The organism is Mycolicibacterium palauense (assembly GCF_002592005.1).
GTDB lineage: Bacteria > Actinomycetota > Actinomycetes > Mycobacteriales > Mycobacteriaceae > Mycobacterium > Mycobacterium palauense.
In genome coordinates, this window is record NZ_NVQF01000021.1 from 1 (window position 1) to 22,050 (window position 22,050).

Consider the following 22,050-nt stretch of genomic DNA (forward strand, 5'->3'; position numbering starts at 1 on the left):
TCAGTTTTTTCAAGCAGCAGCCGGCATACGATGTCAGCCTCGGTCTCGTGGGCGCGGGGATGGGGATGTGTATAAGGGCCAGGCAGCGGCGTGCCGCCGGCGGCACCTCGGGCGCGGCCGGCGGCGGCGGGCCCTGGTCGGGTGGCGGCGGCTGGTACACCGGCGCCGGCGGCACGCCGCTGCTGGTGTTGATCGTGATGATCGAGCCCGGGATGGTCTTGCCGCTGGGGGTGGTGCCCACGACGGTGCCCTTGCGGTAGCCGCTGGGGACCGGGGTCGGGTCCTCGGCCACCTGGAAGCCGGCGTCGGAGAGCTTCGTGCGGGCCGCGTCCAGCTTCAGCCCGGAGACGCTGGGCACGGTGCTGCCCGGGCCGCCCTCGACGTAGCGCGGATCGGTCGGCGGCAGCTCCACCGGTCCGAACTCCTCGTCGATCGGCTTCATCGCCAGGAACCACGTGCGTGCGGGCTCCTTGCCGCCGTAGAGGTTGCCCGACGAGCATTTGCGCAGCGGGTAGGAGCACAGGCCCGACGGGTTGGTCGAGTCGTCGAAGATGTAGCTGGCCGCCGCGTACCGGTTGGTGAAGCCCAGGAAACCCGACGAGCGGTGCGTCTCGGTGGTGCCGGTCTTGCCCGACATCGGCAGGTTCCAGCCCACCGAGCCCGCCGAGGCGGCCGCGGTGCCGCTGGTGTCGTCCTTGCTCAGCGCGTTGGCCAGCGTGTTCGCCAACCCCTCGGGCACCACCTGCTCACACTTGGGGGCGTCGACGGCGACCTCGTTGCCGTCGCGGTCGAAGATCGCCTCGATCGGGGTGGGCGGGCACCACACGCCGCCGGAGGCCAGCGTCGCGGCGACATTGGACAACTCCAGCGCGTTGAGCTCGAACGGTCCCAGGGTGAACGAACCCAGGTTCTGGCGTTTGATCCACTCGGCCAGGCTCTCGTTGGTGTCGGGTTCGTAGGCGCGGGCGGTTCCGGGCTCGCCGTAGGAGCGCAGCCCCAGCTTGACGGCCATGTCCACCGCCCGCGGCACCCCGACCTGGGCGATCAGCTTGGCGAAGGCGGTGTTGGGCGACTGGGCCAGCGCGTCGGTGACGTTCATCGAGCCGCGGTACCCGCCGGCGTTCTTCACGCACCAGGTCTCCTTGGGGCAGCCGGGGCTGTTGCTGCTGCCCAGCCCCTTGCCCTGGAACGTCTGCGGGACGTCGAGCTGAGCGTTGATGCCCATGCCCATCTCCAGCGCCGCCGCGGTGGTGAAGATCTTGAAGATCGACCCGGCGCCGTCGCCGACTAGCGAGAACGGCTGCGGCTGCACCGTCTGGCCCTCGTCGAGCTCCAGCCCGTAGGTGCGGTTGTCGCCCATCGCCACCACCCGGTGGGCGTCCTTGCCGGGCGTGATCACACTCATCACGCTGGCCACGCCCTCGGCGTCGGGGTCGGCGACCTCGTCGATCGCGGACTTGACGCTGTCCTGCACCGTCGGGTCCAAGGTGGTGCGGATCAGGTAGCCGTTGCGGGCCACCTCGTCCTTGCTCAGGCCCGCGCGGGCCAGGTACTGCAACGCGTACTCGCAGAAGAATGCCCGGTCACGGGCCGCGATGCAGCCGTTGGGCAACGGGTCGGGCTGGGGCAGCACGCCCAGCGGCGTCTGCCGGGCGGCGCGCAGCTCGTCGGCCTTGCCGGGCAGATTCTCGATCATCGTGTCCAGGACGAGGTTGCGCCGGGCCAGCGCCGCCTCGGGGTTGGTGTACGGGTCGAGCATGCTGGTGGACTGCACCATCCCGGCCAGCAGCGCGGCCTGCTGCCAGTTCAGGTCCGCGGCGTTGATGCCGAAGTAGGTGCGGGCGGCCTCCTGCACGCCGTAGGCGCCGTTGCCGAAGGACACCAGGTTGAGGTAGCGGGCCAGGATCTCGGACTTGGGCAGCGTCTTGTCCAGGGCCAGCGCCACCCGGATCTCGCGCAGCTTGCGGGCCGGCGTCACCTCCACGGCGGCCCGCCGCTCGGCGTCGTTCTGGGCCGCGACCAGCAGGTTGTAGTTCTTGACGTACTGCTGCTCGATGGTCGACCCGCCGCGGGTGTCCAGGTCACCACGCAGGTAGCCGATCAGCCCGGTCAGGGTGCCCGGCAGGTCGACGCCGTTGTGTTCGGCGAAGCGACGGTCCTCAATGGAGACGATGGCCAGCTTCATCGTGTTGGCGATCCGGTTGCTGGGCACCACCCACCGGCGCTGGGCGTACAGCCAGGCGATCGGCTGACCGGTGGCGTCGACCATGGTGGACACGACCGGCACCTCGCCGGTCACCAGCGCCGTGGAGTCCTCGGTGACCGAGTTGGACACCCGCATGGCCACCACGCCGGCGCCGCCGGCGACCGGGAACAGCATGGCGGCGACCAGCAGTCCGGCCAGCTCGCAGAACAGCAGCAGCTTGCCGGCTGCGATCCACTTCGCGCGACGCTGGTCTTGCATGCCACCCAGCCTATGGGTCGCGGAGCAGTGCTTTGCGCAGACCACGCAGAGTCCTTGAGGCCGTAGGGTTTACATCATTACGCCGGACGTCGGTGCTGTCACGTGGCCGCATTTGCCATGCGCGACGGGGTCCGCGGTCGCCGGGTGCACGAAGACGAACTCGGCCAGCCGGCCGTCGACGCGTCCCAGCTCCGATATGCGCATATCTGCATGGATGCGGGGCCTGGGCCGGTGTTGGTCATTCGCCACCGGGACCTCACTCCCCGAGGCCCTCCGAGCCGTCGGGATCGCGCAAGGCCGGCCCGAAATGGTCCAGCCGACCGTGAGCGCTCACTCAGGTACGAAAATCGCATGGAATCTCGTACCTGAGTGAGCCCTCACGCCCGTGGGGCCGGGCCGGCGGTCCGGCCCCCGCACGTCCCTCGCAAGCGAAGTGCCTGCCGGGCCGACGACGACCCCGGCAGGCACACGCCGCGCGGTATGAAGTTGTGTCCGGCCGGATCAGGCGGGCGGGTTCGGAGCACCCGGCAGGCCGCCCTCACCGCAGCCCACGCCCGGGATGCAGCCCCAGCCGCCGAGGTTGTTGCCACCCCCGCAGCCCACGCCGTCCACGCAGCCGCTGCCGCCGGGAGCCGGCGGGGGCGGCGGAGGAGGCGGAGGCGCGGGAGCCTCGGCCGGTGCGGTCACGACACCCGGCGCCGGTGCGGCCACGGCCATCGGGGCCATCGCGCCGCCAGCTGCCAGGGCGCCCGCAAAAAGAAGCGGTGCAGCGATTTTGGATGTCAAAGTTGTGTACCTCATGTCTGTGAAGTACCTCCTAATGGCCGAACTAAAACACCTCCGGTCAAAATTCCTTTAGCTCCCCTGTGTAATTGTGTTCAACCCAAGCGCCGTGAATGTGGCCGAGCGTCAGCTGGTACCCGTGGTAGTGGGTGGCCACGCTGACCCGCGGGGCCTCCCGGCGTCAGAAAGGGATCTGCGTGCGCTCGCCGACGAGTGCCGGGGCCGCGATCTGCACCCCGACGCGACCCAGACGGCCTTCGGTGCCGGAGGGCCCTCGGCGGCGAGCAGCCCGGCGACAGCGAGGAGCACCGACCAGCCATTCGTCGGACCGGCCGGCCGCATCCTGGAGGCCGCGGCCAGCACCTTCGTGGCGCCAGGCGTTCTACACCGCCGTGCTCTGGATGCCCGAGCCGGTGCCCCGGCCGGTGGAGTCGGGCGCCTCGGCGCTGTTGCAGCCGGCGCTGGATGTCTACAGATCATGTCACCGGCGGGAAACAATTATATGATGCAATATCTCGGGTGGAGACGCCTCCGGCCCGCCGTGGCCACCCGACTGCCGCCCACCGTCCTGTCCGCTGGCAACGGCCCACTGATCTGGACGAAGCCTTAGCACTGGTGGCGGCCGGCGGTACCGCCGTCGGTGGCGCGGTGGCGCTGCTGTCTGCCGCCCTCGCCCCGGCACTCGGTCAGGTTGCCGTCGATCTGTGCGAGGTGTTGCCGGCCGGTCTGCACGGTGGCGCAATCGGCGCCGGTACGACCATCGCGGAGTTGGCCGCCGACGCCCGGGTTCGCCGTGACTGGCCGGCCATCGCGCAGGCCGCCTCCGCGATGGGCACCCCGCAGGTCCGCGCCGCAGCCACTGTCGGCGGCACGTTGGGTGCCCGGCTACCCACGAGCGACCTGTTCGCCGCGCTGGTCGCCCACGACACGGTGGTGAGTGTCCGCGTCGCCGGTGGGACCGTGGACATGCCCATTGCGGACTATCTCAGCGACGCTCCTCCCATCCACCTGGTATTGGCGGTGCGTCCCCGGCTCGTTGCACCCGGCGCCCATCGTCGTTTCGCCCTTCGTGTGGGTCCTAGCCCGGCCATCGCCGTCGTCGCTGGTGTGCGCGTTGCCGGGCATCCACGGATGTACGCCGGGGCGGTTGGGCCGACCGCGGTGCCCATTCCTTTCTCCGGGACCGCCGCGCCGGGGATGGATCTGCTGCGCAGCGACACGCGCGCCTCCGCCCGGTACCGGCACAGCCTGCTGGCCGTGCTGGGCTCGGAGGTCCTCGGCGTGCTCGGTGGTGCCGCATGAAGATCACCGTTGACGGCGTGGCGGTGCCGGTCACCGGCGAGGAGTTCGCCCGGCCGCTGGTCGAGACATTGCGTGAGGCGGGCACGACCGCGGTCAAAATGCCGTGCGGCGAGGGCAGCTGCGGCGGATGCACGATACTCCTCGACGGTGCGCCGGCACTGGCCTGCGTTACGCCCACGGCACGTGCCGTCGGCCGCGACGTACAGAGCGCGACGGGGGCGGTTCGTACTCGGTCGGGAGCGGGATTGAGAACCGAACTGGCCCGCCGGGGCGCGCTGCAGTGCGGGTTCTGCGTGCCCGGCGTCGTCTGCTCGGCGGTCGCCCTTCTCGAACGAGGCTCGGCGGGGGTGCCGATCGACGCATCCGAAGTGCGGCGGGCGTTGTCGGGTCACCTGTGCCGCTGCACCGGTTACGAAGGCCTCGTCGACGCGGTGTTGCGTGTCGCCGCCGGCGCCGACGGGAACGCCTCCACCCGGGTCGACGGCCCGGAAAAGGTCGCGGGCACCCAGCGCTTCGCCGCCGACCACGCCGCGGGCGGTGCCTACACCGGCCTGCTCCTGACCAGCCGCAGCAGCCACGCTCGCGTCACCGTACACCCGGGAACTGCGCTGGACGTCCCCGGTGCCGTCGCCGTTCTGGGGCCGCAGGACTCGCCCCCCGGCCGATTCGGGTCCAATCCGCATATCGAGGACCCGGTGCTGGGGCCGGCTGAAAACGCCGTCTTCACTGCCGAAGCGCGGTACCAGGGCGACATCGTCGGGATGGTCGTCGCTGAAACGCCCCAGGCCGCACGGGAGATGGCCGCCCGGGTCGACCAGCATGAGACACAGCTTGCGGCCGTGCACACGCTCGCCGAGGCGCTGGCCATCGACGCGCCGTTGGCCCGTTCCGGCGACCCGGACAACATCGCAGTGCAACTCGCATTCGGCGCCACCGAACAGGAAGTCCACGCCGCCCTAGACGCCGCCGCCCGGACCTTCACCCATTCGGTGCGGATCCTGCCGGGCCCGGTCGCTGCCATGGAGCGCCCGGCAGCGGTTGCTACTTGGCACGACGGTCGCTGTCGCGTCTGGTCCACATCACAGACTCCGCAGGTGGTACGCCGCCGATTGGCGACCTTACTCGAAATCGACCTCGAAGACGTCGATCTGGAAGCCGTCGCGCTCGGCGGCGGTTTCGGACTCAAGGAGGAGATGTTCCTTGAACCCGCCGCTGCAGTGGCATCGCGCGCTGTGGGCGGCCATCCGGTGCGAGTGGAACTGACCCGGGCTCAGCTGGGCCGCTCCCGACGCCGCCACGGCGGCACGGTCACCATCACCTCGGGCACCACCGTCGACGGCACGATCCTGGTCCGTGACGTCCGGGTGGATCTCGACGCCGGCGGCGAGGTCAGCCACAGCGGCCTGGTCCTGGAGAACCTGTTGTTGCTGGCGATGAGCCTCTACCCGGTCGCGGTCAGCCGCGCGGCCGGGCGTGCGGTCCTGACCAACGTCGCCAACTCCGGCGCATTTCGTGGTTACGGTTCGGCTGAACTGTCGTTCGCGATGGAAGGCCACATGGACGAGTTGTGCCGCGCGTTCGGCGTCGACCCGGTGGTCTACCGGCGCCGACATGTCTTGCGTCCCGGCCAGACTGACCCCGTTAACGGCTGGTCAGTGCGTTCGTTCGCCTCCGAGGCCTGCCTTGACGCGCTCGCCGAGGCCGGCCGCGTCGCCCCAGCGCCACCGCGTGACCGGTCTGGGCGCTGGCTCCCGGGCCGCGGCCTGGCATTGTTCGCGATCGTCAGCGCCGCTTCTTCGGCGGTGCACCAGGACATCGCCGGTGCCCGGTGTCGGCTCGATGAGCATGGTCCGGTCGTCGGAACCGTCGTGCCCGATATGGGCCAGGGCCTGCACTCCATGCTGGCATCGGTGGCCGCCGGACTGTTCGGCGCCGAACCCGACGATATCCGCGTCGAGCAGCTGTCCAGCGCGCACGGCCCCGACGATGAGGGCACGTTCGCCAGCCGCGGCGTCTACATGACCGGCAATGCCGTCGTCGATGCCATCGACGAACTCGCTGTCCAGGTCGAACACAAGCTGGGCTGGCCGGCCGGCCAGCTGCGCTGGACTCCGTCCGGACCGTGCCGGGACGGCGAACAGCCGGTCGGTTGGCACGAACTGACCGGGCTCAGCGCGGACGGCCAGGCGCTCGGCTCGGATAACGGCCTGGTGATCGGCGGTCAGCTCGTCGACGTTGCCGTGGACACCTACACGGGACGGGTGCTGGTAGAGCGGGTGACCTCGGTGCACGACGTCGGGCGGGTGATCGACCCGGACTCGGCCCGTGGGCAGGTGGTCGGCGGTGTCGTGCAGGGCACGGGTGTCGCACTCACCGAACAGGCCCGCCACCTCGAGGGGCACGCCGTCGACGTACACCTGTTCGATCACGCGATTCCGACCATGCTCACCGAGATTGACATCCGCGATGTCTATGTGACCGACGGTCGCGCACGCGGCAAGCTGGGCGCCAAGGGGCTCGGCGAGGCGCCCATGGTGGGGATTCCCGCGGCGGTGGCCAACGCCATCCGCGACGCGACCGGTGTGCGTCCGACGGCGATGCCGATGACACCGGAGCGGGTGCACGACGCGCTCCGCGTGGCCGGCATCAGCCGAATCTTGTAGCCACGATCCGGTCGGCCAGGACGCATAACCCGTACAGCGCCAGCGCCAGCACCACGGTCGCCATGACGGCAGCCCACATGGTGGGCATGCGGTAGTTTCGCATCGCGACGAGCATGATCGGTCCCACACCGCCCTGGCTGCCGAACCATTCACCGATCACCGCACCGACAATGGCGAGCGGCATGGCGACCTTGGCGCCCGTAGTCAACACCGGCAGGCCGGCTGGAATCCTCGCACGCAGCAGCACATTCCACCGCGATGCACCGAGCACCGTGAGCAGGTCGACGACACTCCCCGGCAGGGCGGCCAGCCCGGAGACCAAAGCGATGTACAACGGGAAAAAGGCGGTGCAGGCGGCCATCGCCGAGGGCACCATGTCACGGTCGAAAAGCGCCAGCAGGATCGGGGCCAATGAGACGAAGGGGATAGCACTGACGATGGTGCCGAGTTGGTCGATGCCCCGGCGCAGCGCCGGCACCATCGTTGCGACCAGTCCGATGACAGCGGCCGCTGCCAACGCCCAGGAAAAGCCCTGCAACGATTCCAATCCTGTCACCCGCATTCCGTCGAGAAGCGAATGTCGTTGCGCGGTATCGGCGAAAACTCGCACGACAGCGTCGGGTGCCGCGATCGTGGTCCCGAAAACCTCCTTCGCAGCGACAATCTGCCACACCACCAGGCAGGCCAGTAGGCCGACTCCGGCGAAGAACCTCGCGCGGGCGGCGGGGTTGACCGATGTGTCAGCCATCGGCGTCGTTGTTTCCGCTGAGCGTGTCCAGTTCTGCGGTGAGCTCGTCGACGAGGGCGTGGAACTCCGGCGAGCGGGTTGAATCCGTGGTCCGCGGGCGGGTAAAGGTCACCTCCCGGATCATGCTCACCCGGCCGGGCCGCGGGGAGAGCACGACGACCCGGTCGGCCAACAGCAGGGCCTCGTCGACGTCGTGCGTGACCAGGACGGTCGTCACAGGATCGGCCATCCAGATTCGCTGCAGCTCACCGTTGAGCCGGCGGCGGGTGACGGCATCGAGCGCGCCGAACGGTTCATCGAGCAGCAGCACCTCGGGCTCAAGCATAATGGAACGTGCGATGGAGACGCGCTGACGCATGCCACCGGAAAGTTGTTTTGGCCGTGCCTGTTCGAATCCCTGCAGGCCGACGAGTGCGATGAGGTCGGTGATCCGCTGCTTGTCGACCGGCCGATGAGCCACCCGGAAAGGCAACGCGAGATTGCCGTACACCGTCAACCATGGGAGCAGCGCATTGTCCTGGAACGCCACTCCGAGCCGGTGGTCGACTGCCAACGTGCCTGGCTCGGCGCCACCGACGCGGACCGCGCCGGTGGTCGGTTCCTCCAATGAGGCGATCATGCGCAGCAGTGTCGATTTGCCGCAGCCTGACGGCCCGATCAGCGCGATGAACTCGCCTGGCTTGATTTTGAGCGCAACGTCTTTGACGGCCTCTACTGAACGCCCCCGCCGCATCGGGTAGACCTTGCCGACGTAGTCGATCTCGATGGGGGCACCGCGAACTTGACGGGCAGTCGCCGTGGAGGTGTTCACGACCCTCCGTGCAGCTCGCTCAGCAGGGACATGTCGACCACTTTGGCGGCGTCGACGGTCTTGAGGCCGGATGCCTCCATGCCCCGGTAGATCGGCCCGGCGAGATACTCCTCGTCGATCCACATGTACCCATGCTCGTTGGTGCCCTCACTGCTGGCCAGTGGGATATACGCGGCATTGTGCTCGATCTCGCTGTCCAGGGTCAGGCCATCCGTCTTGCCGTAGACGTCGACGGCGAGCTTGGGCCCGGCGGTGGGGTCGGCGATGTCTTCGTCGAAACCCTGCAGGGTCGCGGCCAGGAATCCCTTTAAGGCGTCCCGCTTGGCCTCGAGGGTGTCGGTGGTGACGAAGATGGACAGCGTGTAGGCGGGTAGGCCGGCATCGGTGAAGGACAGGATGCCCGGCATGTGACCCACCGCGGCCTTGTATGACAACACCTCATCGGTGATGAAACCGGCCAGCACATCGCAGTCACCGTTGATCAGAGCATCCGGGCCGTATCCGGTGGGCACGAACGTATAGTTGGGGTCCATGCCATTGAGCTTGAAGATGGCGTCAAACTTGGTCTGGATGCCTTGCGGCCCACCCAGGCGCTTGCCCACGAGGTCGGGAACCGTCGTGATCGGCGATTCATAGTCCGACATCAGGACATTGAGATTGCTCTGATACATCGTGCCCAGGCACACTAGGGGATTGCCGTCCGCGATCGCTGCCACCACGGTGGTGATGTCGGTCGCGATGCCGATGTCGGCCTTGCCGGCGGCAACGATGCCCTCGATGGCGCCGATGTCCGAACCGCCCGGGATGAAACTGACGGCGACATTCTGATCCTCGTAGTGGCCGTTGGAGTCTGCCAGAAACAGTGGTGCGTACTCGGTGTCGGGCACCCAGGACAGCTGAATCGAGAAGTCGCTGACCCCGTCCGGCGACGCGCCGGTGCTGTCACTGTTGGCCGAAGAGCCGCTGCCGCTGGGTGATCCACAGGCGGTCAGCAACGGAGTGGCAGCGGCCAGGGCCCCGCCGGCCCCGATCACGCCGAGCAGGCGGCGGCGGGAGATGGCGGTGGCGGCGACGGTGGTGGCTGGGTGAGGTGACACGGGTGCTCCAGATTCGGGACGATGGTTTGTTGGTCGGTACGTACTACTCGAATCGCTCACTGGCCAGACGACACAGGCTGGAAACCAGGGAGAACAGGACGACGGACAAAGCAATGGATATCGCCGAGCAGGCCCAGGCCTCGGCGGTGCGGTAGGACACCTGCGCAACGATCAGTCGGTAGCCAAGGCCGTTGGTGCCCATGATCCACTGAGCCAGCATCGCGCCGGCGACGGCAGCAACCACCGAAAGCCGGAGCGACACCAAGGTGCGCGGCAACGCTGCGGGCGCGGCGAGCCGGATGAATCGCTGCCAACGGGTGGCACCGAGCACGGTGAACAGGTCGGCGGATCCCGTGGGCACGGCCAGCAGACCTGATGTTGTGAACACCATGACGGGAAAGAACGCGATCAGCGCGGCGATGATGACGATCGTCGAGGTGTTGTAGCCGAACACCCGCGCCAGGATCGGCGAAATCACCGCCACCGGCAGGCACTGGGTGAGCAACACCGGGCCGCTGATCATCGCCTGGGCGGTGGTGGAAAACCACGAGGCCGAAGCCAACAGCACCCCGGCGGCCACCCCTAGCAGCATGCCACCCAGAACCACCTCAACGGTGTGCCAAGCGTTGAGGGCGAAACCTCCCGGTTGAGAGGCGATGTAGGCCATAACATCAACGGGATCCGGTGCGACGGCCGGCGGTAGGTCCGCCAGACGCACCCACAGCCACCACGCCACCAACAGCGCGACCAGTGGCCACAACGCATCCAGGGCACCGCGCGCGACGACTCGCGCCGTGGTGCGCACGCTGTGGCGTCGTCCGGGTGTGGAGGCGCGCTGCATCCCGGCGGCTCGGCGCGGCATCGCCAGCTGGGTCACCGCAGCACCGCCGATACGGGTCGCCGGGCGCCGCCGACTGGTGTGGGTTGGCTCATCGCCATCGATCAGCCAACCCGGGTGGACAACTCGACGGATCCGGGATCGACCTCGGCCGCGTACCTCAGGTAGCGCAGCGTCAACCAGCGGTTCATCTGGGGCAGGGTCCCCTCCTGCCAACTGTAGCGGCCGCGTTTGGCGTACCGGGAACGTTGGCCCCACTGCATCCGGGTATTTGAGTAGATGTCCTGCTCGTTGATGACTTCGTTGACGGCGTTCTGCATGTCGAAAGCCCACTCGAACCCGGGGGACTTTGTCGAGCTCTCCGGAAATAGCCACGCCATACGAAGCGTCATGGCGTTGCCGGACTCGGGGGTGATCAGGAAGTAGAACACCTGGTCGGGGCTCAGCGCGAAGAACACGGTCGGCAGCACCGACGCGAAAGTGATTCGCTTGCGGCGCTCGTCGGACAGGTTCGGTAGTACCGGGAGGATGACCTTGCCGGTCGGGTTGAACCCGGCGTCCATCCACCGGTAGTGCGTGGGATGCATGACTTGGCCGTCAGAGTCGTCCCACGGCAGGAACTCGGCCATCGACGCCGGCGCCATGTCGTGATAGCCCTGGTGCACGAACGAAGTGTGGTAGGGCTCAAGTGCATTCTCGTGCATGCCCTTCCAGTTCCAGGGCTGGTTCTTGTACTCCATGGTCTTCACCACTGTGAGATTGCCTACGTCGTAGGCCTCCATCTCCGGCGCCAGCTTGCCGAGCGTCGGCGCCAGCGGCGCAGCATCAGGGTCCATATTGGCGAAGATCATGCCGTACCAGAGCTCGACTTTGAGCTGAGGAAGCGAAGTCTCAGAACGTAATTCGGCCAGCGGGCAGGTACGGGTCATCTCGGGGGCCGCGACGAGATCTCCGTTGAGGTCGTAGGCCCAGTAGTGGTAGGCGCAGCGGAACTGTTTGGTGTTGCCCTTGTCGCCGTCAACGGTGACCGGATAACCGCGGTGCTGACAGATCGATGACATCACTCGCACCACACCGTCGCCGGTGCGAACCACGATCAGCGGTTCGTCGGCCACGTCGATGGTGAAGTAGTCGCCTTCGTTGGGGATTTGGCTGACATGCCCAAGGCACAGCCATTCCCGGGCGAAAACCGCCTCTTTCTCGAATTCGTAGAACTCCTCGGAGGTGTAGACCGCCGACGGCATGGTGCGAGCGGTCGTGTAGTCGGTCGATTCAGTGTCGAGCGCGTCGAGGATCGCGCGTACCTCTCGGGTCAGCCGAGTCATGGTGGGCTCCTGGAAAGAGTTGGGATGCTGTGGTATTACGGTCAGCCGATGTTGACGACTGCGGGCTCCTCGGCGTTGCGGGCGACGACGCACAGGCAGTCGACGTCCCCAGGGTTCTCCTCGCGGTGTACCAGACCGCCTGGTACCACGACGATCTGGCCCGAGAATGCGGTGAAGTCTTCTTCGCCCTGCGGGCCGTCGACAAGGAAGCGCATGGCGCCGGAGATGATGCATACTATCGTGGTTTGTCCCTGGTGATGGTGTGCCAGCGAATGATGACCGGGTGGCAGCACGCTGACTCCCATCCACATTCCACCCGCTGAGGCGGCGGTTCCACGCGACAGTCCGCCGGAGGCGCCACCGGCGTCGGCGGCGTTGTCGGCGTCCATCGCGGCAGCGCTGACTACCTGGCTACCGCTGGGATAGGTGATCTGTTCAGCCGACGAACTCATCTGTGACTCCCTGGTTGTGCGTTGTTGCAATGCCTTCGATCTCGATCAGGAACTCCGGGCGTACCAGTCGTGCCACCACCAGCAGGGTGTTGCCCGGTGGCCGACGCTGGGGGTACAGCTGTGCGAATATGTCCTCGCGGATGCGGTAGAAGTCGTCGATATGGGTCGGGTCGACCAGGTAAGTGGTCATCTTGACCAGTTCGCCGAACGAGCTCCCGGCCGCCGTCAGCGTCTGCCCCAGCAGCGTGAACACGGTGCGCATCTGCAGTTCGAAGTCACCGGCGCCGACGGTCGCGCCGGCGCGGTCGACGGACAGCACCCCGCTGATCGCGGCCAGGGAGGCCCCGGGCGGGCAGATCACCGCCGGGGAGTAGAACCCGACGGTCTTGCCGCCGGTGCCGGCTACGCCGTTGGCGCCCATCAGGACACCGCCCCACTGGCCAGTGCGATCGCATCCGGGGTGTCGGTGTGGGTCACCACGCGGTTGTGCAGCGAGCCGATTCCTGTGATGGCGGTGTCTACGACATCACCATCTACGAGGAATCTCGGTGGGGTGCGAGCGAACCCGACTCCCGACGGGGTTCCGGTGGCGATCACGTCGCCGGGCTGCAGTGTTACATAGCGCGAGATCACCTCAATCTGCTCGGGGATACCGAAGATCATGTCGCGCGTGTTGGCGCGCTGCATGAGCTCACCGTTGACTTCCAGAGTGATGTCCAGCTCGGGCGGCCGGGCGAACTCGTCGGAAGTGACGATCCAGGGTCCCACCGGAGTGGAGCCGTCGACGTTCTTACCCAGGTGCCACTGCTTGTGGCGGTGTTGGACATCGCGGGCAGTGATGTCGTTGACGACGGTGTAGCCATAGATGTGTGTACCCGCATCCGCGCGGGCGATGTCACGTCCTCCGGTTCCGATCACCACGCCCAGCTCGACCTCCCAGTCGAATTCGCTCGACACATCGGGGCTGAGCTTCAGATCGTCGCGAGGTCCCGTGACAGCCGCGACGGTCTTGAAGAACACGATGGGGTGCTCGGGCACCTCGGCAACGAAGGCCTCGGCCGACTCCCGCTGATGCTCGAAGTAGTTGATGCCGACACAGAGCACGCCTCGGCAATTGGTCGCCAGCGGGGCCAGCAATTGGACGTCGGAAAGCGGGATTTCCTCCGCGGCCGGCTCGGCAGCCACGCCGGCGATCAACTCGTCGAGCGATTGCCGGACGGCCACAACGGCATCGCCGGTGACGAGACCGGCGGATACAGCGCCACCGTGGCGGAACTTCGCTACCCTCATCTGATTCGGTCCTCCTGCTGTGTCGTACTGTGCGTGCTGGGCCGTGCCGTAGGAGCACTTCAGCCGGGTCGCGCGGGATCCCACATCCGGACATCGAGCCAGCCCACGTCGAACGGAGTTCGGAAGTCCAGGGCCAGGCGCAGGTGGGAGAACTTCCACTGGCCCTCGCGCCGTACGAAGTCGTCGATGTAGATGCCGGCCTGCCAAAAGGCGCGGTCACGACCTGCGTTGCAGGTCTGCAACAGCTTCCAGCGTCCGGTCGCTGCGTCACCGTCGACGGCGATTTCCTCATTGGTGAGGAAATGGGAGGTGAACGACATCGCACTTGCCGCCGCGACGAAGGATTCGGCGATGGCCTCCCTGCCGACTATGCGACTGCCCGCGCTCACCGGTTCGTCGCCTTCCAGCGGGCGGTCGGGCAGACTCTCCCAGATCGCGTCCTCCCAGAAAAGGTCGGCGACCGCACCGCGGAGGCGGTCGTCGAGACCCTGCATGTAGGCCGCCTTCAGTCTGCGGATCGTGTCCTGGGCCTCGAGCCTCTCCAGTCGCTCCAGCACGTCGGCTCCCGCGGCCGGGGCCTGTCCGGGCTCTGCCATACCGGAGTTATTTCGCATCATATAAAAAGTGAACCAGCATGAGTGCGATGCGTCCACCGACACCACCTCAATCAACATGACGTTTACTTGCACGAAATACGTTGTCGTGGCGGGTAGGGGCGATCTTATCGCGCGCAGAATGCGCTGTCGGCCCGTCGTGCATCCACCCTGCAAGGCAAAGAAACGACGAAGAATCTATAAAATATGGCAAGCTGGGCCCTGCCCGATGCGCTCACACCCCGATGAACCCTTGAAGAGAAACGGTGGTCTACGTGCCCAACACCCATACGCCGGTTCGCCTCACCGACGTCCTCGATCCGCTGACCGGTGAACGGACCGATATCAGCTTCGATGTGCCCGGCCCGGTCCGGGCCACACCCGAACCCGTCATCGACGGGGCTGGGCTGTGGGTCCTGCCCGGCCTCTACGATGCCGACGCGCATCTCCCGGTGCTGGACCGCGGTGTGCGCGAGACCGACCGTTGGCGGGCGCTCGCGGGCGGGGTCACGTCCCTGAACACCGCGGTGCCGTGGCATCTGCTCGAACCGCTGGACCTCGACGCGGTCACGACATTCCTGGCCGCGACGGCGTTTCCCCGGATGCTGCCGATCCTTTCGGTGGCCGACTCCCCCTCCAGTGCAGGCTTCGCGGCCTGGCTGGAGAGCTTCGGGGATCAGATCCGCAGCACATGGATGCCTACGATCAAGCTGTACTCGAACGATCCCAACTTCTGGCGTAATCTCGAAGCCATCTGGGCCGCGGGATGCCGCGCCGCGATCTACTTCTACGACCGATCGTCCTACGAGCGGGTGCTGCAGAGCGCCGGTCCGGTGCATTTCCGCCACGTCATCGACAAGTCCATGTCGGACGACATCGGTTCACGTGCGGACTCCACCTGTCAGACGTCACCGCATTTTCTTGTCGAGCTGCCACCGGAGCGTCCATCCGAGCTTCACGTGCTGCCACCGGTGCCCGGTGAACCCGCCCGCAGCAGCCTGCGTGGGGTGCTTGCCGAGCACGTCGACCTGATCGCCAGCGACCACAACGCGCCCATCCTCGGTAACACCGGACCGGGCCTGGAGATCGAGCAGCACCTGCTGCCGGCGCTACTCGCCCTAGTCGAGCAGGATGTGATGGCATTGTCCACCGCGCTGGAGAAGTCGACCACAGGGGCAGAAGCGGTCTTTCGTCCCAGCGCGGCTCTGTCGCGTGCCAGGCTCATCGTCGACCCGGGGCCCACCGGACCTGTGGGATTATGGCCAGGCCAGGAGTCGCGGCGCGCGGCTTTCCGCGGCGTTCCGTTGCCGGGTACCGTCGTCGCCGCCTTCGAATCCGGGCGTGGCTGTTTTCTTTGACCGGACTGGGACACCGGAGAACACATGTGAACGACAGGGGAGGGACTCCAGACCATGACGCCGTCGAAGGACGCTGGTAAAGCGGCGCGGGCACCGCTGCCGCCCATGGGCCTCAGCACCGCGCGTACTGCGCATCGCGACGTTGCAGACCGACTCCGCCACGCGATTGTGTCCGGAGTCCTGCCCAGCGGCACTCACCTGACACAGGTTGAGTTGGCCCAGACCATGAACGTGAGCGTGACCCCGGTGCGTGAAGCCCTGCGCGAACTCGAGAACGAGGGGCTCGTCGATTTCGATCCCTTCCGAGGCGCAACGGTGCACGCCGTCGCCCTCGACGAGCTCGAGGAGATCTACGAACTGCGGCGTGTGCTCGTTCCCCTCGCCATCCGCGAGCGAGTCACCACCATCACCGACGAGGAACTGGACCAGGCCGACAGCATCGCCAAGCGGATGAACCTCGACATGAGCGACTCCGAATGGGTCGACGCCAACCGTGCGCTGCATACGGTGCTCGACGGGGCGCCCAGCCAGCCGCACCTGCACGCCTTCTTGCGTCGACTGGCCGACATCTCGGCGCTGTACGTTGGCATTTCGGTACAGACCGACCCGGAGCGCCGTCGGCGTGCCCGCGATGACCACAACGCGCTCATCGCCGCCTACCGCATCCGAAATGCCGACGCGGTCACCGCGATCACGCTGCGCCACCTCAACGACACCGCCGCAGTGGCCGCCAACGCGCTACGCAGTCAGGCCACGGCGGCCAACGCGGACGCCGGGCCCGGATCACCCTCGCCTCCCGAAGAGGTCGGCGTGCGCTGACAACGCCGTCGCCGTCGCCGCCGCCGCCGTCGACCGGCCGCGACCGCGCCGGTACCGCCATGCGGTTCGGCATCGCCGATCTTGCGGGGCTCCCTCGGCCGGACAGACCGCGACTGGCCGCCCCGCTCAGATCTCGATGCGCGAGCCCAGGAACACCGTGCGCTCGCTCGGCAGCCCGAAGTGTTCGGCCGCGTCGTGGGCGACAAGGGAGGTTGCGATGAAGAGTCGCTTGCGCCAGTGCGCCATCGTGGGCTCCTTGCCCGCGCGCAGTTCCAGCTTCGACAGGAAGTAGGACACCGCTGCTGAGTCGGCGCCGTCATCGGTGTGGTGCCCGACGGCTGCGGTGGGGCCCAGCGACCGCAGAATCGCGGGCACGTCGGGGTTGTCCATGTAGCCCAGGGACACCCCGACGTGCACGATTCCGGCGCCGTCGAGTCGCTCCACGGTGAGCTCGGCCGGGCCGGCGTGCGGCACCGTCAGCGTGGTGATCGACAGGATCACCGCCCGCTCGTGCAGCACCCGGTTGTGGGCGACGTTGAGCCGCAGCGCCAGGGGAGCCGTCGAGGTGTTGCGGGTCAGGAACACCGCGGTGCCGGGCACCCGCTGCACCGGTGGGCGCCGCCGCGAGAGCTCGTCGAGGAACTCCTCCTGGCTGCCCTCCACGGCGTGGCGGGCGCGGGTGACGATCGTGCGGCCCTTCTGCCAGGTCATCATCACGGTGAACGAGGCCAGGGCGATGGCCAGCGGGAGCCAGGCGCCGTGCACCAGCTTGGTGGTGTTGGCCGCCAGGAACAGCAGGTCCACCGTGCACAGGGCCGTGCCGCCGGTGATGACCAGCCACAGCGGGGTGTGCCAGCGCTTCCGCGCGACGTAGAAGAACAGCAGGGTGGTGATGGTGATGGTCCCGGTGACCGCCATGCCGTAGGCGTAGGCCAGGGCCGCCGAGCTGCCGAAACTGACCACCAGGATCACCACCGCGACCGCCACCGTGGCGTTGATCAGCGGCACGTAGATCTGGCCGGGCCGCGAGGCCGAGGTGTGCACGATCCGCAGCCGCGGCAGGAACCCCAGCGCCCCGGCCTGCGAGGCCACCGAGAACACCCCGGCGATGACGGCCTGGGAGGCGATCACCGTGGCCGCGGTGGCCAGCACCACCATCGGCAGCCGCGCCCACTCCGGCGCCAGTAGGAAGAACGGTGCGTGCGTGACGGTTTCGTCGCCCAGCAGCGACGCGCCCTGCCCCAGGTAGCTCAGCGCGCACGCCGGCAGCACCAGGCCCAGCCAGGCCACGGTGACCGCCCGCCGGCCGAAGTGGCCCATATCGGCGTAGAGCGCCTCGGCCCCGGTGACCGCGAGCACCACCGCGGCCAGCGCGAAGAACGCCACCCGGAAGTCGCCGGCGACGAACTGCAGCGCGTAGGTCGGTGAGAGGGCCCGCAGAATCTGCGGGTGTGCGGCGATCCCGCCGATCCCGCACACGCCGATCACCGTGAACCACACCACCATCACCGGCCCGAACAGCCTGCCGACGGTGCCGGTGCCATGCCGCTGCACCGAGAACAACACCACGATGATCACCACGGTGATGGGCACGACCCAGGCCGCGAGCTCGGGTTGCAGCACCTTGAGGCCCTCGACCGCCGAGAGGACCGAGATCGCCGGGGTGACCATCGAGTCGCCGATGAACAGCGCGGCCCCGAAGATGCCCAGCCCGGCCAGCGCCAGCGCCGTGCGGTCCCCGCGGGCCCGGCCCCAGCGGGTCACCATCGTGATCAGCGCCATGATGCCGCCCTCGCCGTCGTTGTCGGCGCGCATCACCAGCGTCACGTAGGTCAGCGTGACGATCAGCATCAGCGTCCAAAAGATCAGCGATACAACCCCGTACACATGCTGGGTGCTCATCGGCACCGGATGCGGAGTGGTGGGGTTGAACACCGTCTGGATGGTGTAGATCGGGCTGGTGCCGATATCGCCGAACACCACCCCCAGCGCGCCGACCACGGGGAACAGTCGCGCCCCGTTGCCGCGACCGAGCAGATGCGCCGGCGATGCGGGCTCGTCACGGATCTGCACGGCGGGGTCCTCGGTGGGCGGCAAGGCCCCTCGATGGTAGACCGGCCGGCGGCGAAATCCGGTGAACTGCGACGATCGCCGGGCCGGCGGCACGGAAGTTCAACACCGTTATACTTTTGCACGTGTGTGTCAACCGTGGGTGGTCGTGATCTCCCGCGCGCAGGAGCGCACCCGGCGCCGGGTGCTGGACACCGCGCGGGCCTACCTGGACGCACACGGTGTCGAACAGCTCTCGATGCGCCGCCTCGCCGACGAGGCCGGGGTCAGCGTGCGCACCCTCTACAACCACTTCGGTGACCGCGACGGGCTGCTGACCGCGCTGATCCGGGACTCGCTGGACTCACTGGACGTTGCGACCCAACAACTCTCGTCCACCGATCCGCTCGACCGGATCTGGGAGGCCGCCGCGGTGTCGATCGACACCCTCGTCACCGAGATCCCGAGGTCGGTGGTGCGTGCGGTGTTGATGGACGACCGCATGGTCAACGAGGTCAACCGCGACTGGACGGGCTGGGAGCCGATCGTCGCCGAGATCCGTGCGGCGACCCGCCGCGGGGTGTTGCGCGACGACGTGGACCCGGCGGTGCTGGCCGACCACGCCGCCATGGTGCTGTTCCACCTGCAGCGGCGCTGGACGGCCGGCGAGATCGACACCGACGAGCTGCGCGCCGGCGCGCGGCACGCCTTCGACCTGTGCCTGTTGACGATCGCCCGGCCCCGCGCCCGGGAGCGCATCCTGGCCCACGCCCGCTCGCTGCACCCCGACCCGCCCGCGCGTTCCCGCGCCTGACCCCACCACCACACCGAATCACCACCACCCAGCAACGACCACCCAGCAACGAAGGGACGACCCGTGCACCGGAACCTGTTGAAGACGTTCATCATCGACGCCCCGTCGGGGGTCTACCACCAGACCGCGGAGTTCTGGGCGGGCGCGTTGGGGGCGACCGTCACCCCGACCGGGCTCGACGAGTACCAGATCCTCGAAGACGCCTCCCCGGGCAACCGGATCGTGGTCCAGGACGTCGGCCCGGGGCGCGCCGGCGTCCACTTCGACATCCACACCGACGACCTGGACGCCGAGGTGCAGCGCCTGCTGGGCCTGGGCGCGACCATGGTCGACGACTCCTTCGCGGATCACCCCGGGCGCTGGGTGATCATGCGGGACCCGTCCGGTGTCGACTTCTGCGTCGTCGACGCGCTGAACAAGCTGCGCGGCCAGGAGACCCTCGACGACTTCGAACGGCGGGCCCGGCCGGTGGAATGAGCCCGGTACGCCTCGGCGCCCGAAACGGCCGCCCGGCGTTTAGCATGGCCGCGTCGACACTCAGGGTCCGTCAGGGAGGTTCCGTTGGCCGGCGACAGCGCCCAAGAGCAGTATTCCGCCAAGCTCACCACCGCCGAGGAGGCCGTCGCCCCGATCGCCGCGGGGGAGTACGTCTCCTGCGCGATGGCCGTCGCCCAGCCGCCGGCGCTGCTGTCCGCGCTGGCCGACCGGCTGCGCAGCGGCGACCTGTCCGGCATCCGGCTGTACTACAAGTTCGCCCTCGACCCGTTGGCCACCACGCTGCTGGCCGACGACGTGATCGAGAAGGTGGATGCCCACACGATGTTCATCCACGGCCGCGACCACGAGCTGATCAAGGGGCAGATCAAGAGCGGCCGCAAGGTGGTCAGCTACGTGCCGGTGCATTTCAGCCAGGTGCCGCGGGTCTTCGAGGACACCATCGACCTGGACACCTTCCTGGTCACCGTCTCACCGATGGACCGCGGCGGCTACTTCTCCTTCGGCACCAACAACGACTTCACCTCGGTGGCCGCCCGCCGCGCCAAGCGGCTGATCGTCGAGGTCAACCCCAACATGCCGCGGGTCTTCGGGCAGTCGCTGCTGCACGTCTCGGAGGTGTCGGCGATCATCGAGAACGACGTGCCTCTCCTCGAGCTGGGCTCCTCCGAACCCTCGGAGGAGGGCACGCTGATCGGTGAGATCGTGGCCCCGATGATCCCGGACGGCTCCACCATCCAGCTGGGCATCGGCAAGCTGCTGACCGGGGTGGCCCGGGCGCTGAGCGGGCACTCCGATCTGGGCCTGCACTCCGAGCTGTTCACCCCGGCCATCGCGGAGCTGGTGCAAAAGGGCGTGCTCACCGGCCGCCGCAAGAACCTGCACCAGCACAAGCACGTGTTCACCTTCGCCGTCGGCACCGCGGACACCTACGAGTTCATGAACGACAACGCCGCCTTCGAGAGCCACCCCTCCTCCTACGTCAACGACGTGCGTGTCATCGCCGCCAACGACAACCTGGTGTCGGTGAACACCGCCATCGAGATCGACCTGTACGGGCAGGTGAACGCCGAGTTCATCGCCGGTCACGAGTTCAGCGGATCCGGTGGCCAGTTCGACTTCGTCAAGGGCGCCTCGATGGCCCGCAACGGCCGCTCCATCGTTGCGTTGCCGTCGACGGCCCGCAAGGGCACGGTGTCGAGCATCGTGCCGAAGGTGGGCATGGTGACCGACATCCGCAACGACGTCGAATGGGTGGTCACCGAGTTCGGTGCGGTGAATCTGCGCGGGCGGTCCACCAAGGAGCGCGCGGAGGCGCTGATCTCGATCGCGCACCCGGATTTCCGCGCCGAGCTGACCGCGGCCGCCCGCGGGGTCACGCTGATCTGACCCGGCATGACCCCCGCGAGCGCGCCGTTTCTGCTGCTGTCCATCCGTGCCGAGGCCGAGGCCGCCGACGACGAGTACCGCGCCATGCAGCGCTTCGGCGGGCTCGACGACACGGGGCTGCACCGGATCAACCTGACCCACCAGCCGCTGGGGCACATCGACCTCGACGACTGGTCGGGCGTCATCCTCGGCGGCGGGCCCTACAACGTCAGCGACCCGGCGGCGGACAAGTCGCCGACGCAGCGGCGGGCCGAGGCGGAGCTGCTGGAACTCGTCGAGCGGATCGTGGCGGCCGACTTCCCGTTCCTGGGCTGCTGTTACGGGGTGGGCACGCTGGGCGCGGTGATCGGAGCGACGATCGACCGCACCTACAGCGAGCCGGTCGGCGGCCTCACCGTGCGCCTGACCGCCGCGGGGCGTGCGGACCCGCTCTTCGCCGATCTGCCCGAGGAGTTCGACGCCTACGGCGGGCACAAGGAGGCCGCCGCCGCGCTGCCCGCCCACGCCCTGCACCTGGCGTCCTCGGCGGACTGCCCGGTGCAGGCGTTCCGGGTGGGCGAGCACGTCTACGCCACCCAGTTCCACCCCGAACTCGACGCCGACGGCATCTGCACCCGCATCGACGTCTACCGCCACTATGGGTACTTCGCGCCGGAGACCGCCGACGAACTCAAGACCGCCGCCCGCAAGCGCGACGCCCATCATCCGCCGTCGATCCTGCGGCGCTTCACCTCCCGCTACGCCCGGCCGAGCTGAAACC

General features: G+C 67.9%; 20 protein-coding genes. 8 read left to right on the forward strand and 12 right to left on the reverse strand.

Annotated elements, in window-relative coordinates:
* The coding region (locus CSR00_RS10810; protein WP_141564328.1) for a penicillin-binding protein at positions 1-2,464 on the reverse strand (2,464 nt) is incomplete at its 3' end.
* Between the two features lie 501 nt (positions 2,465-2,965).
* The gene (locus CSR00_RS10815) at positions 2,966-3,190 is read right to left on the reverse strand and encodes a hypothetical protein (protein ID WP_245905936.1); all 225 of its coding nucleotides are present in this window, start codon (positions 3,188-3,190) and stop codon (positions 2,966-2,968) included.
* A gap of 522 nt (positions 3,191-3,712) precedes the next feature.
* Between CSR00_RS10815 and CSR00_RS10820 the strand changes: the two genes are divergently transcribed.
* Positions 3,713-4,549: an FAD binding domain-containing protein gene (locus CSR00_RS10820; RefSeq protein ID WP_099022408.1), complete on the forward strand. Its 837-nt coding sequence runs from the start codon at positions 3,713-3,715 to the stop codon at positions 4,547-4,549.
* The gene (locus CSR00_RS10825; RefSeq protein WP_099022409.1) at positions 4,546-7,212 is read left to right on the forward strand and encodes a molybdopterin-dependent oxidoreductase; all 2,667 of its coding nucleotides are present in this window, start codon (positions 4,546-4,548) and stop codon (positions 7,210-7,212) included. Before CSR00_RS10820 ends, CSR00_RS10825 begins: the two co-directional genes overlap by 4 nt.
* Here CSR00_RS10825 and CSR00_RS10830 read toward each other — a convergent pair.
* From CSR00_RS10830 to CSR00_RS10870, 9 genes are all read right to left on the reverse strand, one after another.
* Positions 7,196-7,960: an ABC transporter permease gene (locus CSR00_RS10830; RefSeq protein WP_099022410.1), complete on the reverse strand. Its 765-nt coding sequence runs from the start codon at positions 7,958-7,960 to the stop codon at positions 7,196-7,198. The genes CSR00_RS10825 and CSR00_RS10830 overlap by 17 nt on opposite strands.
* Complete coding sequence (locus CSR00_RS10835) at positions 7,953-8,771, reverse strand: ABC transporter ATP-binding protein (protein WP_245905938.1); 819 nt, start codon at positions 8,769-8,771, stop codon at positions 7,953-7,955. Before CSR00_RS10835 ends, CSR00_RS10830 begins: the two co-directional genes overlap by 8 nt.
* The gene (locus CSR00_RS10840; protein ID WP_176562002.1) at positions 8,768-9,868 is read right to left on the reverse strand and encodes an ABC transporter substrate-binding protein; all 1,101 of its coding nucleotides are present in this window, start codon (positions 9,866-9,868) and stop codon (positions 8,768-8,770) included. Before CSR00_RS10840 ends, CSR00_RS10835 begins: the two co-directional genes overlap by 4 nt.
* A 43-nt stretch (positions 9,869-9,911) precedes the next feature.
* Positions 9,912-10,745 (reverse strand): ABC transporter permease, encoded by an 834-nt coding sequence (locus tag CSR00_RS10845; RefSeq protein WP_099022412.1) that lies wholly within the window; start codon positions 10,743-10,745, stop codon positions 9,912-9,914.
* 65 nt (positions 10,746-10,810) lie between these two features.
* Positions 10,811-12,031 carry an aromatic ring-hydroxylating oxygenase subunit alpha gene (locus CSR00_RS10850; protein WP_099022413.1) on the reverse strand — a complete coding sequence of 407 codons (1,221 nt, stop codon included), beginning with the start codon at positions 12,029-12,031 and terminating at the stop codon, positions 10,811-10,813.
* 41 nt (positions 12,032-12,072) lie between these two features.
* Positions 12,073-12,483, reverse strand: a complete 411-nt coding sequence (locus CSR00_RS10855) for a cupin domain-containing protein (RefSeq protein ID WP_099022414.1) — start codon at positions 12,481-12,483, stop codon at positions 12,073-12,075.
* Positions 12,467-12,904 (reverse strand): RidA family protein, encoded by a 438-nt coding sequence (locus CSR00_RS10860; protein WP_099022415.1) that lies wholly within the window; start codon positions 12,902-12,904, stop codon positions 12,467-12,469. The genes CSR00_RS10855 and CSR00_RS10860 overlap by 17 nt, the downstream gene beginning before the upstream one ends.
* A complete protein-coding gene (locus CSR00_RS10865; RefSeq protein WP_218014470.1) occupies positions 12,904-13,857 on the reverse strand; it encodes a fumarylacetoacetate hydrolase family protein in 954 nt (317 codons plus the stop codon). Before CSR00_RS10865 ends, CSR00_RS10860 begins: the two co-directional genes overlap by 1 nt.
* On the reverse strand, positions 13,833-14,447 hold the full coding sequence (locus CSR00_RS10870) for a nuclear transport factor 2 family protein (protein ID WP_141564329.1): 615 nt from the start codon (positions 14,445-14,447) through the stop codon (positions 13,833-13,835). Before CSR00_RS10870 ends, CSR00_RS10865 begins: the two co-directional genes overlap by 25 nt.
* Before the next feature lie 194 nt (positions 14,448-14,641).
* Here CSR00_RS10870 and CSR00_RS10875 point away from each other — a divergent pair, with 194 nt between their 5' ends.
* The gene (locus CSR00_RS10875; RefSeq protein ID WP_141564330.1) at positions 14,642-15,724 is read left to right on the forward strand and encodes an amidohydrolase family protein; all 1,083 of its coding nucleotides are present in this window, start codon (positions 14,642-14,644) and stop codon (positions 15,722-15,724) included.
* Positions 15,725-15,829: 105 nt separating this feature from the next.
* Positions 15,830-16,543 (forward strand): GntR family transcriptional regulator, encoded by a 714-nt coding sequence (locus CSR00_RS10880; RefSeq protein WP_245905943.1) that lies wholly within the window; start codon positions 15,830-15,832, stop codon positions 16,541-16,543.
* Between the two features lie 126 nt (positions 16,544-16,669).
* Here CSR00_RS10880 and CSR00_RS10885 read toward each other — a convergent pair whose 3' ends face one another.
* Entirely contained in the window at positions 16,670-18,580 is a 1,911-nt protein-coding gene (locus tag CSR00_RS10885; protein ID WP_407662423.1) for a potassium transporter Kup, read from the reverse strand.
* Positions 18,581-18,740: 160 nt separating this feature from the next.
* Here CSR00_RS10885 and CSR00_RS10890 point away from each other — a divergent pair, with 160 nt between their 5' ends.
* From CSR00_RS10890 to CSR00_RS10905, 4 genes are all read left to right on the forward strand, one after another.
* Entirely contained in the window at positions 18,741-19,406 is a 666-nt protein-coding gene (locus CSR00_RS10890) for a TetR/AcrR family transcriptional regulator (RefSeq protein ID WP_176562003.1), read from the forward strand.
* Between the two features lie 63 nt (positions 19,407-19,469).
* Complete coding sequence (locus CSR00_RS10895; RefSeq protein WP_099022420.1) at positions 19,470-19,883, forward strand: VOC family protein; 414 nt, start codon at positions 19,470-19,472, stop codon at positions 19,881-19,883.
* A gap of 84 nt (positions 19,884-19,967) precedes the next feature.
* Positions 19,968-21,290, forward strand: a complete 1,323-nt coding sequence (locus CSR00_RS10900) for an acetyl-CoA hydrolase/transferase family protein (RefSeq protein WP_218014471.1) — start codon at positions 19,968-19,970, stop codon at positions 21,288-21,290.
* Between the two features lie 6 nt (positions 21,291-21,296).
* On the forward strand, positions 21,297-22,046 hold the full coding sequence (locus CSR00_RS10905) for a glutamine amidotransferase (protein ID WP_099022421.1): 750 nt from the start codon (positions 21,297-21,299) through the stop codon (positions 22,044-22,046).
* The last annotated feature ends 4 nt before the right edge of the window (positions 22,047-22,050 follow it).

Bases quoted from the DNA above. Each gene is read 5' to 3' on its own strand.
- CSR00_RS10820 (WP_099022408.1), top strand. From the start codon at position 3,713: ATGTCTACAGATCATGTCACCGGCGGGAAACAATTATATGATGCAATA.
- CSR00_RS10905 (WP_099022421.1), top strand. From the start codon at position 21,297: ATGACCCCCGCGAGCGCGCCGTTTCTGCTGCTGTCCATCCGTGCCGAG.
- CSR00_RS10830 (WP_099022410.1), bottom strand. From the start codon at position 7,960: ATGGCTGACACATCGGTCAACCCCGCCGCCCGCGCGAGGTTCTTCGCC.
- CSR00_RS10870 (WP_141564329.1), bottom strand. From the start codon at position 14,447: ATGTTGATTGAGGTGGTGTCGGTGGACGCATCGCACTCATGCTGGTTC.
- CSR00_RS10860 (WP_099022415.1), bottom strand. From the start codon at position 12,904: ATGGGCGCCAACGGCGTAGCCGGCACCGGCGGCAAGACCGTCGGGTTC.
- CSR00_RS10825 (WP_099022409.1), top strand. From the start codon at position 4,546: ATGAAGATCACCGTTGACGGCGTGGCGGTGCCGGTCACCGGCGAGGAG.
- CSR00_RS10880 (WP_245905943.1), top strand. From the start codon at position 15,830: ATGGGCCTCAGCACCGCGCGTACTGCGCATCGCGACGTTGCAGACCGA.
- CSR00_RS10850 (WP_099022413.1), bottom strand. From the start codon at position 12,031: ATGACTCGGCTGACCCGAGAGGTACGCGCGATCCTCGACGCGCTCGAC.
- CSR00_RS10815 (WP_245905936.1), bottom strand. From the start codon at position 3,190: ATGGCCCCGATGGCCGTGGCCGCACCGGCGCCGGGTGTCGTGACCGCA.
- CSR00_RS10855 (WP_099022414.1), bottom strand. From the start codon at position 12,483: ATGAGTTCGTCGGCTGAACAGATCACCTATCCCAGCGGTAGCCAGGTA.